The sequence below is a fragment of the Kribbella solani genome (assembly GCF_014205295.1).
GTDB classification, from domain to species: domain Bacteria; phylum Actinomycetota; class Actinomycetes; order Propionibacteriales; family Kribbellaceae; genus Kribbella; species Kribbella solani.
This window is the reverse complement of the sequence record NZ_JACHNF010000001.1, coordinates 1707769-1722093: the sequence shown is the minus strand read 5'-3', so window position 1 is coordinate 1722093 and position 14325 is coordinate 1707769. Positions and strand designations below refer to the sequence as shown.

Sequence of the window (14325 nt, the reverse complement as noted above, 5' to 3'; positions counted from 1 at the left end):
AGGTCCGCTGATGATGCCACTCAAGCACCATTTCGTCAGACCACGCCAAACCACCCCGCAACCGAGTATCTTCCCTGTTGTGCCCGACAAGGTTGTAGTTCAGAACAGCGCGTACTGGGAACTGCTGGCACCCCATCGCCACGCCGAGCCAGTTGAATTCTTCCTGGACGGCGGTAATGCACTGACAGACGAAGAGATGGCAGCCGCGGGGGAGCTGCGCGGCCGCCGCGTACTCCACCTGGCGTGTTCAGTTGGCGACGAGGCGCTGTCCTTCGCACTGCACGGCGCGGAGGTAACCGCTGTAGACATTGCCCATCCACACCTGGCAACCGGCCGATCCAAGGCCGAGGCGTTGGCTGTGAATGTCAACTTCATCCGGCAGGACATGATGACCCTGGACCCGGAGGTGACCGGGTTCGACCTGATCTACAGATCCTGACAGTACGCGGAGAAGGCGCGCTCACAGTCAGCGACGACTACTTCGGCAAGAACCGCGACGGATACGTGGACCCGCTGAAAGCCCCGGAGATCACCCGGACAATCGGCACACCCGATGTCCCACACCACAGCTTCGTCTGGAGCATCGTCAGCGTGGTCACCGCAGTCCTCACCGCCGGCCATCCACTCACTCCAGGAATCCTCGGCCCTAGAGACGTACCCGGCCCTAGGGGAGCAAGCACAAAACCTGCCCGCTACCTACCTCCTCACAGCCACTAGTTGACATAATGTCCCTTATCGGCGCTGCGGCGCAGTGCACCAGCCGGCTACAGCCAGGACTGTTGAGCTTCACGCCAAGGCGCGGCCAACCGCCGCTGACCTCTCGCCGATGACGAGCACCCAGGCTCAGATCCCGCCGCATCCTTGACCTAATACCTGACGAATCGCCCAGGTCACGCGCCGCGGACTTGGCACGCTGTACGAGCTCACCAAGCGTGCACCGTCGGGATCCTGGCCGAGGTGCTCGGCTACTCCCCTGCCACGATCGACGCCACACCCCTGACTCGGCAAACATCTTGGCGGACCACGGTGACCACAGCTACCTTTGCCGTAGGCCGTGGGAGACAACGAGGAGGTGGTACCCGTGAACGCAGTATTGATGTGGGTGCTCCCCTGCGGGGTCACGGTCGGACGATAGACAGGCGTCCGGGAGCGCCGCTCTGAGCACTCCCGAAAGGCACGACCATGCAATTCACTTCTGAGCAGCGTCTCGACGACGGCGTCATCGAGCGTGGATTCATCCTCGGCGAGATCCCCGGCATCCTGTGGATGACCACATCTGCATCTGCATCCGCACCGGCGCCGCTGATCCTGCTCGGCCACCCTACGCTCGGGTTGAGCAAGATGTACCCCCGGCTGGTGGCCCGAGCCCGGCACGCCGCGGCGGAGGGTTTCGCCACGGCCACCATCGAGCTCCCCGGAAGCGGCGACCGGCCCCGTCGGGCCGCTGCCGCGCGGGCCCACGCCGACCTGCGCCGCGAGATGGAGGCCAATGAGCCGGTCAGCGACGAGATCGTCGACGCCCTCGTCCTCCCGCTGGTCGACGAGGCGGTTCCGGAATGGCAGGCCGCCCTGGACGCCCTCCTTTCGCTGCCTGAGATCGGCGGCCCGGTCGGATACTCGGGTGGAGTGATCTCCATCGGCATCCGGCTGGCGGTGGTCGAACCGCGCATCGCGGCCGCCGTTCTGTTCGCCGGGAGTTTCGTGCCTCGCGTCATGTTCGAGGAGGCCCGTCAGGTCACCATTCCGCTGCACGTCCTGCTGCAGTGGGACGACGAAGGGAACGACCGGCAAGCGGCCCTGGACCTGTTCGACGCCTTCGGCTCCAAGGAGAAGTCCCTGCACGCCAATATGGGCGGGCACGCCGGCGTCCCGCAGTTCGCGGGAGACGTCGCGGCCCAGTTCTTCGACCGACACCTGAAGTGAGGCCGAGCCGCCATCGTCGGCGTACCCCCGAACACCTATCGCCGTACCTTCCGCTGATCCCACGCGGAGTAATTCGGCTCAGCTGACAGGCGTGGAAGCAGGAACTGCCTCGAGGGTGAAGAAGATGAAGCCGAGGAAGCGGGTGGGGTCGGTTTCGCTGGGAGGCAGCAGCTCGGGTGGTGTGTCTGGTGATACCGGCGGCTCGCTGATTGCGGAGATCCTGAAGCCTGCGGCGGTGAACGAATCGGACATTGCGCTCAGTGAGCGGTACCAGATCGTGAGGGTTGCGGAGACGCCGTCGAAGTCGTAGTCCTCTTCGTTCGGTACGGTCGCGAAGTAGTCGACCTCGGGGTACATCACCGGTGGGATGACCGGGTGGTTGACTACCACGATCAACCGACCGCCAGGCTTCAGTACCCGGCGCAGCTCGGTCAGCGGGCCCGACCAGTCTTCGAGGTAGTGCAGCACGAGCATGGCCAACGCGTCGTCGAAGGCCTCGTTGTCGTACGGAAGCGGCTGGGTCAGGTCGGCAACCTTCAGGTCGGCGTCGTCGCCGAGCCGCTCCCGGGCGAGCCGGATCATCGCAGGGCTCGCGTCGAACCCGGCGGCGCTCGCTCCGCGCTCCTTCAGGTCCGCGACGAGCGGCCCTGAACCGCAGCCCGCGTCCAAGATCCGCCGCCCGGCAACGTCACCCAGCAGGTCCAGCACCGCCGGCCGCGCGTACCACCGGTTGAACAGACCATTCTCGTTCTCCCGTGCGTACGCTTCGCCGAAGCCGTCGTAGTGATCCGGTTGCTGCTCGGCGGTCTGCGACTCAGAGGTCATGCCAAACCAGTCTGCCAGGCCCGAAGCAACACCACTGTCCGGGCGCTACCTCCCGGCTGCTCAATTTCCCGTGCCTGTCACTTCGCACTACAGGTCCAGTAAGTACAGGCTGAACGTGGTTGGTGTGCCGTCTGGGTGGGTGTCTCGGTTGGATGGGAAGTCCCGGACGTATCTGAAGCCGGCCTTCTGCGCTACGCGGATCGATGCCGAGTTCTCCGGTTCGACCCGGATGGCGGCGCGCGTCCCGGTTTTGTCGGTACGGAGGACGTCGCAGATCAGCCGGACGGCCTCCGGTGCGATGCCTTGGCCGCGGGCCCAGGGGTGTACGGCGTAGGCGAGCGCCACGTCGTCGGGGTCGAGTCCGTCGTCGAGATCTGGGGTGTAGTCGATGTATCCGCAGAGTCGCGCCGGGACGGTAGGAACCGCGCCGGCGCCGCCCTCGGACTTCCAGATTCCGAAGCCGCGTTTGCCTGCCCCCGCGGCGGCGTTGCCGGCGAGCCAGTTGAAGAACTCTATGGTGCCTTTGACGTCGCCGTAGCCTCCGGTTAGCCAGCGGACGGTGTGTTTGTCCTCCCCCGCGCAGTGGGCTTCCGCGTCTGCCGCGGTCAGAGGTCTGAGTTCGATCACCTGGCCGACCGTACCTGTTGCAAACGAAGTGGCCGGAGGTCGGAAGTGGACGTAGGGTTTGTGTCTATGCTGAGTGTGCGGCGAATGATGGGCCCCTTTGTGGGGCTTCTCGTCGTGCGTTGAACTCGCCGGTCGAGCCCCGTGGTAGTGGGCTCGACGTGGTGTGGGGCCCTGCCGATCTGACAGGGAAGGACACCCACCTGTGAACCCGTACTACATCACCACCGCTATCCCGTACGTGAACGCGGCGCCGCATCTTGGTCATGCGCTCGAGTTTGTGCAGGCGGACGTGCTTGCTCGCCATCAACGGCTTCGCGGGCGGCCGGTCCGATTCCTGTCGGGTACTGATGATCACGCGCTGAAGAACGTCCTCGCCGCCCGGAACGCCGGTACGCCGGTCGCCGCTTTCGTCGATCGTGCTGCCGACCGCTTCCAGGCGCTTCAGGGGCTGCTCGATCTGAGTTGCGACGACTACATCCGTACCTCATCGGACCCGCGACATCGCCCCGGCGTCGAGTACTTGTGGCAGCGCTGCGCCGACGCCGGCGACTTCTACCAGCACACCTACACGGGCCTGTACTGCGTCGGGTGCGAGCAGTTCTACGAGCCGGACGCATTGATCGGTGGCGTCTGCCCGGAACACGGTACCGAGCTGGAGCGAGTGACTGAGACGAACTGGTTCTTCCGCCTCACCCGCTATCGCGATCAGATCAAGCACGCGATCACCACCGGAGCTCTGACGATCAACCCGCCGCAGAAGCGCAACGAGGTCCTCGCGCTCCTCGACAGGGGGCTGCAGGACTTCAGCGTCTCCCGCCCAGCTGCCCGCGCGGGTGGTTGGGGCATCCCTGTCCCCCACGACCCCAGTCAGGTGATCTACGTCTGGTGGGATGCCCTCACCAACTACATCACCGCACTCGGCGTCGACCAGCCTGGCGAGGACTTCCAGTACTGGTGGGCGGGCGCCGGCGAACGCGTGCACGTGATCGGCAAGGGCATCACCCGGTTCCACGCCGTGTACTGGATCGGGCTGCTGCTCTCGGCCGGACTGCCGCTCCCGACCACCATCCACGTACACGACTACGTCAATGTGGGCGGCGCCAAGCTGTCCAAGAGCACCGGCAACGTCGTCGATCCCGTCGGCCTGGTCGACGCCTACGGCACGGATGCCGTCCGTTGGTGGATCACCCGCGAAGTGCCGCTCCTCGGCGACACCGAGTTCACTGCCGCGCGCCTGATCCAGGCGTACAACACTGACCTTGCCAACGGACTCGGCAACCTCGCCAATCGCACCGTGACTCTGTTGCACAAGTACTACGGGGGCCGGCTGCACCTCGACGACCTACCCGTGATCGGGCCGACCTGGGACAGCGCCGATCTGGATGGTGCCTGCGCCGCGCTGCCGTCGAGCATCGATGCGGCACTCAGCACCGCGGACTTCCGGTCGGGAACCGCGCACTTGGTTGCCGCTGTCAACCTTGCCAATCAGCTACTGAACGCGGCGGAGCCCTGGAAGGTGCTCAGGAACCACCAGCACCTCATCCACCAGCACCTCATCCACCGGCTCCTCAGCCGCGTCGCGCAGGCCTGCCGCACGATCGCCACGGAGTTGACACCGTTCTGCCCAGCCGGCGCCGCGCGGCTCTCGACACAGCTAGGCGACGGCGAACGTGTCGCGCCTCCCAACCCAATCTTCGCCCGCCTCACCTAAGCCCGACGGCGCAAGCCGAGCCAAGCCGATTCCGGCGTCGGTCAGCGTTTGGTTTCGTATCTGGTTAGGAGGACGCCGCCGGGGAACGTTCGGGTCTCGACGAGGTTCAGGTTCACCCAGTTGTCCAGGGTCGTGAAGAACGGGGTGCCGCCGCCGACGAGGACCGGCACGGTGGCCAGTACGTACTCGTCGATCAGGCCGGCGCGCATCGCGGTCGCGGCGAGGGTGGCGCCACCGATGTCCATCGGGCCGCCCTCCTCGGCTTTGAGGCGGTTGATCTCGCTGATCGCGTCACCGGTGGTCAGGCGGGTGTTCCAGTCGACGGCGCTGGTCGTCGAGGAGAACACCACCTTCGGCATGGATCGCCAGCGTTGGGCGTACTCGACCTCCGCCGGCGTGGCGCCAGGTTGCCGGTCGGCGGTCGGCCAGTGGGAGCTCATCGTCTCCCACAGTTTCCGCCCGTACAGCGCCAGGCCGGTCGCGCCGACCCGGTCGGACCAAAACTGGAACAGTTCGTCGCTCGGCACGCTCCAGCCGAGGTCGCCGCCTGGCGCGGCGACGTAGCCGTCCAGGCTCACGTTCATGGCGAAGGTCAGTTTCCGCACGACGTCAGCCTCCCCGAGAGCCGGTCTCGGCATCCTACAGATCGACTGAGCGGTCACACGTTTCGGCCGTGGTCGACGGTTGTGGTTTCTGTCGGTGGGCTGCGGGAGACTCTCTGGGTGCCTTCAGAATATGTAGCGAGTGACCAGTTCCGTGGTGCGCGGATCCAGACGTCCGACCTTGCCGGGTTAGAGGTTCGCGATTGTGAGGTCAGTGGGCTGAAGGTCGTCGACTGCTACGGGAGCGATGTGTACGTCGGTGGCGCCTTTGAGCGGGTTGTCGTCAACGACGTCGACGTGACCGCGTACGTGGAGGCTGAGCTCGACCGGCAGGCCCCGACGCGCGTACTGGCGCGTAATGCCGTGAGCGTCGATGACTACCGGGCTGCTTGGGACGCCATCGAGACGATGTGGCAGGCGACGTTTGACCGGGCCAGGCTGCTGCCTGAGCCCAAGGTGTACGAGCAGGTCGACGGCGAGTGGTCGTTCGTCGAGACGCAACGGCACTTGCTGCTGGCCAGCGACGCCTGGCTCGGCAACGCGGTGCTGGAGGAGGACGCTCCGTACCATCCGCTGGGTTTCCCGTACGGCGGGATGCCGCGCGAGGACTCGGACAAACTCGGGCTCACCCTCGACGCGACGCCGACGTTGGACGAGGTACTCGCGCCACGGTCGGCCCGGATGGCCACGATGCGGCGTGTCGTCGACGGGCTCACCGAGGCGGAGCTCGATCGGGTCTGCGGCCGCAAACCGGCGGAGCCGTATCCGGATCAGGAGTACGTTGTGCGCCGCTGCCTGAAGGTGGTGCTGAAGGAAGAGGCCGAGCACCACCGGTACGCGGTCCGCGACCTCGCCGTACTCGAGGCCCGCACCTGACCGACTACACCGACCGCGCCGACCGCACCATGCTGCAATGACGGCCCTGATCGACTGCACTCGCGCGGTCGTAGAGTGCTGGCATGACCGTCGAGTTGCTGAATCCGAGTGATCTGCCGACGCCCACGATGTACAGCCACGTGGCGATCGCGACCGGTACCAAGCTGGTGTTCATCGCCGGGCAGGAGCCCGAGGATCTGCAGGGCAACCTGGTCGGCCCGGGCGATCTCGCGGTCCAAGCACGGTTGACGTTCGCGAACCTGGGTCGCGCGCTGGCCGCCGCGGGCGCCCGGCCCGACCAGGTCACCCGGCTCGGGATCTACCTCGTCGGGTACGTCCGCGAACATCAGCCGATCGTCCAGGAAGCCCGCTACGAAGTGTTCGGCGACCACAAGCCGGTCGACGTGATGATCGGCGTAGCCGCCCTCGCCCGCCCCGAGCAGCTGATCGAGGTGGAGGCCACCGCAGTCATCTGACACCAGGGCAGACAAGGTGTCACGACTCCCCCGGCGCCTCGGGTACGGCCTGGAGATCTTTGCGCAGTAGCGTGACCTGAGTTTCGTACAAACTGACGGTTCCGTCCGCGGATTCCTGGTTCCAGGACGCCGTTTCGGACCCGCTGACGGTGTAGCCCAGACGTTCGTACAGGACCTGCGGCCGGGCAGCGTTGATGTCGACGCCGAGCTCGGCCCAGCGGAGCCCGCGGGCGCGGATTCGGTCTTCCAAGGCGTGAATCAGCAGCGTGCCGATCCCGCAGGACTGGAGCGATTCCAGGACCGACAGCTGCCAGATCGTCGCGGCACCAGGCGGCTTCGTGTAGTCGGCGCCTCCGACGGCGACCGGCCGGCCGGAAGGTGGGCAGACTGCCAGGTAGTCGACCTCGCCGCGGTGAGCGCGATCGATCGCCTCGGCCACGGCCGCGAGGGCAGTTGGCGGGCCGTACCAGGCCATCGCCGGCAGGTCGTCGTGGGTCAGCGGGCGGATCGTCAACGGCACCACGATCTCAGGCATACGTCGCAGCCTGGCAGATCGACCCACGCGGAAGCGAGCCAATTGGAAATCGGTCGCCCGCCGAGAAGCCGGCCGGTATCGTCGGCCGCCGTTCGCGGAAACTTACGGCAGAAAGTCGGTGGCATGGACAGCTATCCATTGTTCAAAGTGCGGGTCAGTACGCCGGTGCTGTCGTTGCATGCGGCGACCGACGAGTTGCTGGATCGGCTGTCCGGCGTGGTGCGGGCCGGCAAGATGCACGCGGAACCCTCGCCGTACGACGACCCGATCTCGTTCTACGAGCCCGATCCTGATCTTCGGGTCGCGAAGTGGTTGCGGTCGATGTGGCGCGGGCGCGGCACGGTCGAGGCCGAGAAATGGCGGCTGTACTTCGTCGTGATGGTCGACGGCGAACCGATCGGCATGCAGGACGTCTGGGGAGTCGAATTCGCCACCTTCGGTACGGTCACGTCCTTCTCGTGGCTGTCCTCAGATCATCGCGGTCGTGGGTACGGGCAGGAGATGCGTACGGCGATGCTGCACCTCGCGTTCGAAGGTCTCGGCGCGAAGGAAGCCACCAGCGACGCCTTCGTGGACAACCAGGGCTCGAACGCGATCTCACGCAACCTCGGCTACGAACCCAACGGCGCCGACTGGGCCACCCGGCAAGGCGAACCGGTCCTGCTGAACCGCTGGCGCCTGACCAGATCCACGTGGGAGAAGCACCGCCGAGACGACATTCAACTCCACAACATTGAAGCCTGCCACGCCTTCCTCCCGCTGATCTGACACCCCACTCCCCCACTGTAGGAAACTGTCCGGACGACCTGACAGGATCTGCGGCATGGTCAGCGACGCATCCCCACGCAAGTGGTCGATGCGCGCCTGGCTGGACCGAACCGCCGAGACCTGGAGCCCACCCACTCCACGTGATCTGGCCGGCCCACTTCGCTATCTCTACTGGCTGACCAAGTCCCAAGCCCGCCGCGTCTGTCTCGGCGCGTTCCTGGGTACGTCGTGGATGGTCGGCCTCACCATCCCACCATGGGTGCTCTCTCGCGCCGTCGATCAAGGCCTGGTCCACCGCGACACCTCGGCCCTCATCGGCTGGGCGCTGCTCCTCCTCGCGATCGGCGTACTGAATGCCCTCCTCGGTATCAGCCGGCACCGCACCATGACGAAGATCCGGATGGACGCGTCGTTCCGCTCGGTCCGCGCGACGGTTTGGCACACGTCCCGGCTGGGCGCGTCGCTGGCGCGCCGGGTCAGCGCCGGCGAGGTCGTGACCGTCGGCATGTCGGACGTACAGATCGTCGCGCAGGCGCTCACAGTGACCGGTCCGGGCGTCGGTGCGGCTGTCGCGTACGTCGTCATCGCCGTCGTGCTCTTCACGATCTCACCGCTGCTCGCCGTAATGGTCCTGGTCGGCGTACCTTTGCTGGCGATCGCGGTCGGTCCATTCCTGCAGCGCATCGAGCGGACGGGCGGCACGTATCGCGTCCACCAAGGTCAGCTGACGACGCGGCTGGTCGATGTACTTGGCGGCCTTCGCCTACTCAACGGTCTTGGCGGGAAGAAGCTCGTCGCCGAACGGTACGAGCAGCAATCGCAGGCGCTGGTCGGGCATGGGTATCGAGTCGCGGGGCCGACCAGTTGGGTCGGGGCGTTGTCGACCGGGTTGCCGGCGTTGTTTCTGGCCGCGGTGGTGTGGTTGTCGGCGCGGATGGCGGCGAGTGGCGCGATCACGATCGGCGATGTTGTCGCCGTGTACGGGTATGTCGCGGTGCTGGTCCTGCCAGTCGTGTTCTTCATCGAGGCGGGCGGTCAGATCGCGCGAGCCCGGGTCGCCGGGCGCCGCATCATCGGCTTGCTCAATCTTCCGGTCGCGCACCGACCGAGTGATCCGCTACCGATCCCGGTCGGCTGCGGTCCGTTGGCTGACCCGCTCTCCGGGGTGACCGTCCGCCCAGGCTTGCTGACCGCTCTGGTCGCGGCGCGTACGGCGGACGCAATCACAGTGATCGAACGCCTCGGCCGACTCGAACCGTCCCCGCACACAACGGCGGGTGCTGCACCGCGAGGGGCGGTGGGTTGTGGGGAGGGTTCGAGTTGGGGCGGTGTGCCGCTTGCGGTGACTGATCGTGGTGAGCTCAGGGGGCGACTGGTTGTCGCTGACAACGATGCCGAGCTGTTCGCCGGCTCGGTCCGTGACATCGTCGCCGGGCGCCTCAAGCCCGACGATCACCGGATTCACGCTGCCCTCCGCGGCGCCGTCGCCGAGGACATCGTCGAGGCACTGCCCGCCGGACTGGATACTCAGCTCGCCGCGGGCGGGAGCGACCTGTCTGGTGGCCAACGGCAACGGATCCGCCTCGCCCGCGCCGTGTATGCCTCCCCCGACGTTCTTCTCGCGATCGACCCAACCTCCGCCGTCGACGCGAACACCGAAGCCGCCATGATCGACCGACTCCGCGCGGCCAGGCACGGCACGACCACCGTGATCACGACCACCTCACCGCTCGTACTGGACCGTGCCGACGAGGTCATCGTCCTGCTCGACGGACAGGTGTCGTCAGTCGGCACCCACGCAGACCTCCTGCACAGCGACACCCACTACCGCGACCTCGTCTCGCGCGCCCAGGACGACCAATGAGCAGTCGACCGCGTGTCACTTCGGCGGCTGAAGTCCGTTTGGACGACCGATGAGTGGCCAACTGCCCGTCGCTTCTCCGGCGGAGGTTCGTTCGGCGGCTGGGCGTGACCTGCGCGCCGACCGTGCCGCGGTGATCGGCCTTGTCCTGGTCAACGGCCTCGCCGCCGCGGCCGGTTTGGTAGGTCCATGGCTGCTTGGTCGGATCATCGACACGATCCAGGGCGGCTCCGGCAACGTGCTCAGCACGGTCGATCGGCTTGCGTTCGGTGCTGTGCTGCTCACGGTTGCCCAGACGGTGCTGTCGTGGTGGGCGCTCAAGATCGGTTACCGGTTCGGTGAGCGTACGGCCGCCCGCGTCCGCGAACGGTTCATGCGGCGTACGTTGGCGCTGCCGCCCCGCGTGGCGGATCAGGTGCCAGTCGGTGACCTGATCGCGCGGGGAAGTACCGACGCAAGCCAGGTCGCGGCGACGCTGCGGTCCGCGGTGCCCGAGGTGCTGGTGGCGGTCGTCCACGCGCTGTTCCTGATCGTCGCGGTGCTCGTGCTCGATCCGCGGCTCGGGCTCTGCGGTCTCGCGTCGTTGCTCGGTGTCGGCGCGGCGGTGCGCTGGTACCTTCGCCGAGCCCGGCCGGTGTACCTGGCCGCGGCGGGCGCGGAAGCGGGGCTCGCCGACATCGTCGCGAGTACGGCGAAGGGCGCCCGTACGGTGGAGCTGCTCGGTCTGGAGGATCGCCGTACCGAGGTGACCGAAGCCGCGATCGGGCAGGCGCGGCGCGCTCGGCTCGGGGCATTGTGGCTGCGCACGATCCTGTTTCCGTGGTCGGAGATCGCGCTGACGTTACCGGTTGCGGGAGCCCTGCTGATCGGAGGCGCGCTGTATGCCAACGAGCTGGTCAGCCTTGGGGTGGTCGTGACCGCGGCGGTGTACTTGCGGCAGTTGGTCGATCCGCTCAACACGGTCATGTTGTGGATCGAGCAGCTGCAAGGTGCGGCGGCCTCGTACGCGCGAGTGGAGGGGCTGTCAGACATCCCGCGGACCGAACCGTCGCAGACCGAAGCGTCGCGGGCGAACGCGCCGGCCGCGTCGGCGCGGGACGTTCCCGGCAACCGGATTCGCGTGCAGGACGTCCGCTTCAGCTACACCGGCGTACGCGATGTGCTGCGTGGGATCGATTTGTCGGTGCAGCCCGGGGAACGGCTGGCGATCGTCGGTACGTCCGGCGCGGGGAAGTCGACGCTCGCGCGACTGCTCGCCGGGTTGGACCGGCCGCACACCGGGTCGGTGACGATTGGCGGTACGCCGGTTGCCGATCTTCCGCCGGATCAGTTGCGCGAGCACGTCGTGCTGATCACGCAAGATCACCACGTCTTCCACGACACCCTCCGCGACAACCTCTTGATCGCCAAACCAGACGCCACCGACAGCGAACTGCACGCCGCCCTGAACGCAGTCGGTGCAACCTGGCCCGCCGCACCAGAAGGCGAACCGGACGGTGAGCTGGATGTTGTGCTTGGGCGGGAGTTGATTCTTGGTGATGCTGCGGCGCAGCAGCTTTCGTTGGCTCGGGTGGTTCTCGCTGATCCGCACACGCTGATCCTGGACGAGGCGACCGCGCTTCTCGACCCGAAGACCGCGCGTCAAACCGAGCAGTCACTGGCCGCCGTACTGCACGGGCGCACCGTGATCGCGATCGCCCACCGCCTGCAAACCGCCCACGACGCCGACCGAATCGCCGTGATGGAAGCCGGTGAACTGGTAGAGCTCGGCACCCACGACGAACTGGTCAGCGCCGGCGGCGTCTACGGCAACCTCTGGCAAACCTGGCACGGCGACGATCCCGGCAACGCCACGCCGCTCACGGACACCCCGACCGGCTAACCTGTCCGTTCGCGTAGGTGAGTCGAAGGGATCCCTGCCATCGTTGAGTACTACTTTCCGGAGTACACCCCCGTACTGCCGAGTCGTTACACGGACGCGCGTCGTATCAGCGAAGGTGGCGCGACCTCGATCTGGACCGCCACGGATGTCCAGCGTGGCGAGGACGTCGTGCTCAAGATCCCGCACGTGGAGGACTACAAGCCGTACGTGCTGGGAAAGTTCACCGCCGAGCACGACCGAACCGCACGGTTTCAGCATCCGAACATCGTGCGGGCTTTCGACCTCGATGCGACCGCAACCGAGTTCACGCCGTACGTCGCGGTCGAGCTGGTCCGCGGTCAGACGATGAACGAGCGGTTGAGCTCGGACGGGGCGCTCGACCTGGGGCGGGTCGCCGACGTCGGGGCTCAGCTCACGGACGCGTTGCGTACGGTGCACGCGGCCGACCTGGTGCATCGCGACATCAACCCGGACAACGTGATGATCACGCCCGACGGTCAGGTCAAACTCATCGACTTCGGCAACTCGTCGCGCACGGGCGATCCGGAGGTGGAGCTCAGCGTCGGCACCTGGGGGTACGCGGCCCCTGAACTTGCCGATGCGTCCAACGCCATCCGGAACCGCCGTCCGAACTTCGAGCCGCCGCTCCCGGATCCGGCCACCGACGTCTACGGTGCCGGACTGACGCTCCACGAAGCGGCCACCGGACAGGTTGTGTTCGGCGCGCACGGCAGCCGGTTCGCGCAGGCCGACGGCCAGGTACCGCGCCTGTCGGCTGTCCGCGACGATGTTCCGCCGGCGCTTGATCAGTTGATCGCGGACATGACAGCCAAGGACCCGGGAGATCGTCCGACCGCTGCCGAAGCCTCGGTCGCCTTGCGCTCGATCGCGGCCGAGCTCCGCGCCGAATCCACCCAGTCAGCCCCAGCCGCCGAGGCCGGCCCCGCCCAGCGCGTGCCGGACCTCGACCACCTGCGCTCCATGCTGACTGCCCAGCCACCCGCCGGGCAGATCATGAACCGCCCGGCAACTTCCGCCGAATCAGCAGCCTCCGAGAGCAGCACCCCGCCCCGCGACCACCAGTCCCGCCAACGCCAGGCAGGCGGCGCGGCCCAAACGCCACGCATCGACTGAGCCTCGACACAGCAGCAGGTGCCGGGGTCAGGTGGTGATTCCGTGGGTGGTGAGGAGGGTGTGGAGGGTGGCGTGGCCCTGGGTGAAGTCCCATTGTTCGGCGGGGAGGCCGGCGGTGTGGGCGGCGGCCACGTTGTCGGCGTTGTCGTCGATGAAGAGGATCGACTCAGGGTCGGCGCCGATGCGGGTGGCGGCGCGGGTGAAGAAGGCCGGGTCGGGTTTCGCGACGCCGAGGTCGTACGAGTAGCAGCTCACGTCGAACAACTCGTCGTACCCGAGCGCGGTACGCATGTGCGCACCGCGATAGCACTCCTGGTTCGTCCCGAGATGCACGCCGTACCCGTTGCGCTTCAGCGTCCGCACGAGCTCCAGCGACTCCTCGATCACCGAGATCTTCTTCCATACCGCGTCGTAGATCTCGGCGACCGGGGTGGTGGCGCCATGCCGGTGCAGACCGGCGGTGAGGATCGGCAGATAGTCCTCCTGACCGGCAAGACTCGGCAGCTCCTCGACCCAGGTCTCGTGCAGGAACTCCCGGGTGCGACCACCCAAGTACGGTTCCATTGCCGTGTACCAACCACCGGGGAGGTCCTGCAGCACCCCGTCCGCGTCGAACAGCACATGCCGAATATTCACGGAACCGAAGATAGCGGCCGCGTAGGCGCGGGGCATCAGGCACATGGGGTCAGGACGGGTCCTGGAGGATGCCGAGGATGTTGCCGTCCGGATCGGTCAGGGTCGCGACCAGGCGGCCACCGCCGACATCCTTCGGGGCGTCCTTGAGGGTGCCGCCGGCGGTGGTGATCTCCTGGATCTTGGCTTCGATGTCAGCGACGTGCCAGTACGCGATCGGCGCGGTCATGTCGCTGTTCGGCACGAGGCCGATCTGCTGGCCTTCGGCCTCGAAGCCGACGTAGTACGGCGAGTCGGCCATCGGTTCGACACCGAGCAGCGCCGCGTACACGGGCCTGGCCTTCGCCAGGTCCGTGACCGGGTGCAGGATCGTCTTTGCGCCTTGCGTGGAAGTCATTTCGTGCTCCTGAGTGAAGGGAATTTCCGAATGACTTCACGCTATTCCTGCCCCGGCCGGGCGTGCTTCTCGATT

15 protein-coding genes are annotated in these 14325 nt (G+C 66.8%); 9 read left to right on the top strand and 6 right to left on the bottom strand.

Annotated features, from left to right (window positions below; translation table 11 throughout):
* Positions 1 to 79: 79 nt before the first annotated feature.
* Positions 80 to 439 carry a methyltransferase domain-containing protein gene (locus HDA44_RS07580; RefSeq protein ID WP_184832464.1) on the top strand — a complete coding sequence of 120 codons (360 nt, stop codon included), beginning with the start codon at positions 80 to 82 and terminating at the stop codon, positions 437 to 439.
* A 743-nt stretch (positions 440 to 1182) separates the two neighbouring features.
* Entirely contained in the window at positions 1183 to 1923 is a 741-nt protein-coding gene (locus HDA44_RS07575) for a dienelactone hydrolase family protein (RefSeq protein ID WP_184832462.1), read from the top strand.
* A gap of 78 nt (positions 1924 to 2001) precedes the next feature.
* On the opposite strand, the gene HDA44_RS07570 is transcribed toward HDA44_RS07575, so the two are convergent.
* Together HDA44_RS07570 and HDA44_RS07565 are read right to left on the bottom strand one after the other, a co-directional pair.
* A complete protein-coding gene (locus tag HDA44_RS07570) occupies positions 2002 to 2748 on the bottom strand; it encodes a class I SAM-dependent methyltransferase (protein ID WP_184832460.1) in 747 nt (248 codons plus the stop codon).
* Between the two features lie 87 nt (positions 2749 to 2835).
* A complete protein-coding gene (locus HDA44_RS07565) occupies positions 2836 to 3375 on the bottom strand; it encodes a GNAT family N-acetyltransferase (RefSeq protein ID WP_184832459.1) in 540 nt (179 codons plus the stop codon).
* Positions 3376 to 3577: 202 nt separating this feature from the next.
* Between HDA44_RS07565 and HDA44_RS07560 the strand changes: the two genes are divergently transcribed.
* Positions 3578 to 5086, top strand: a complete 1509-nt coding sequence (locus HDA44_RS07560) for a class I tRNA ligase family protein (RefSeq protein WP_184832458.1) — start codon at positions 3578 to 3580, stop codon at positions 5084 to 5086.
* A 41-nt stretch (positions 5087 to 5127) separates the two neighbouring features.
* On the opposite strand, the gene HDA44_RS07555 is transcribed toward HDA44_RS07560, so the two are convergent.
* Positions 5128 to 5691, bottom strand: coding sequence for a dihydrofolate reductase family protein (locus HDA44_RS07555; RefSeq protein ID WP_184832457.1), 564 nt, complete (start codon positions 5689 to 5691; stop codon positions 5128 to 5130).
* A 117-nt stretch (positions 5692 to 5808) separates the two neighbouring features.
* On the opposite strand from HDA44_RS07555, the gene HDA44_RS07550 reads away from it, so the two are divergent.
* Both HDA44_RS07550 and HDA44_RS07545 read left to right on the top strand, forming a co-directional pair.
* Positions 5809 to 6564 carry a DinB family protein gene (locus HDA44_RS07550; RefSeq protein WP_184832456.1) on the top strand — a complete coding sequence of 252 codons (756 nt, stop codon included), beginning with the start codon at positions 5809 to 5811 and terminating at the stop codon, positions 6562 to 6564.
* 83 nt (positions 6565 to 6647) lie between these two features.
* Positions 6648 to 7040: a RidA family protein gene (locus HDA44_RS07545; protein WP_184832455.1), complete on the top strand. Its 393-nt coding sequence runs from the start codon at positions 6648 to 6650 to the stop codon at positions 7038 to 7040.
* 19 nt (positions 7041 to 7059) lie between these two features.
* On the opposite strand, the gene HDA44_RS07540 is transcribed toward HDA44_RS07545, so the two are convergent.
* On the bottom strand, positions 7060 to 7575 hold the full coding sequence (locus HDA44_RS07540; protein WP_184832454.1) for a GNAT family N-acetyltransferase: 516 nt from the start codon (positions 7573 to 7575) through the stop codon (positions 7060 to 7062).
* A 123-nt stretch (positions 7576 to 7698) separates the two neighbouring features.
* Between HDA44_RS07540 and HDA44_RS07535 the strand changes: the two genes are divergently transcribed.
* From HDA44_RS07535 to HDA44_RS07520, 4 genes are read left to right on the top strand one after another with little or no spacing between them, the layout of a single operon-like run.
* Entirely contained in the window at positions 7699 to 8343 is a 645-nt protein-coding gene (locus tag HDA44_RS07535; protein WP_184832452.1) for a GNAT family N-acetyltransferase, read from the top strand.
* Between the two features lie 55 nt (positions 8344 to 8398).
* Complete coding sequence (locus HDA44_RS07530) at positions 8399 to 10207, top strand: ABC transporter transmembrane domain-containing protein (RefSeq protein WP_202887247.1); 1809 nt, start codon at positions 8399 to 8401, stop codon at positions 10205 to 10207.
* A gap of 49 nt (positions 10208 to 10256) precedes the next feature.
* Entirely contained in the window at positions 10257 to 12086 is a 1830-nt protein-coding gene (locus HDA44_RS07525) for an ABC transporter ATP-binding protein (RefSeq protein ID WP_184832451.1), read from the top strand.
* A 30-nt stretch (positions 12087 to 12116) separates the two neighbouring features.
* Positions 12117 to 13220, top strand: a complete 1104-nt coding sequence (locus HDA44_RS07520) for a protein kinase domain-containing protein (protein WP_184843063.1) — start codon at positions 12117 to 12119, stop codon at positions 13218 to 13220.
* A 27-nt stretch (positions 13221 to 13247) separates the two neighbouring features.
* Here the strand turns inward: HDA44_RS07520 and HDA44_RS07515 are convergent, their stop codons facing one another.
* Positions 13248 to 13856, bottom strand: coding sequence for an HAD family hydrolase (locus HDA44_RS07515; protein WP_337905706.1), 609 nt, complete (start codon positions 13854 to 13856; stop codon positions 13248 to 13250).
* Positions 13857 to 13905: 49 nt separating this feature from the next.
* Complete coding sequence (locus HDA44_RS07510) at positions 13906 to 14250, bottom strand: VOC family protein (RefSeq protein WP_184832449.1); 345 nt, start codon at positions 14248 to 14250, stop codon at positions 13906 to 13908.
* Positions 14251 to 14325 lie beyond the last annotated feature (75 nt).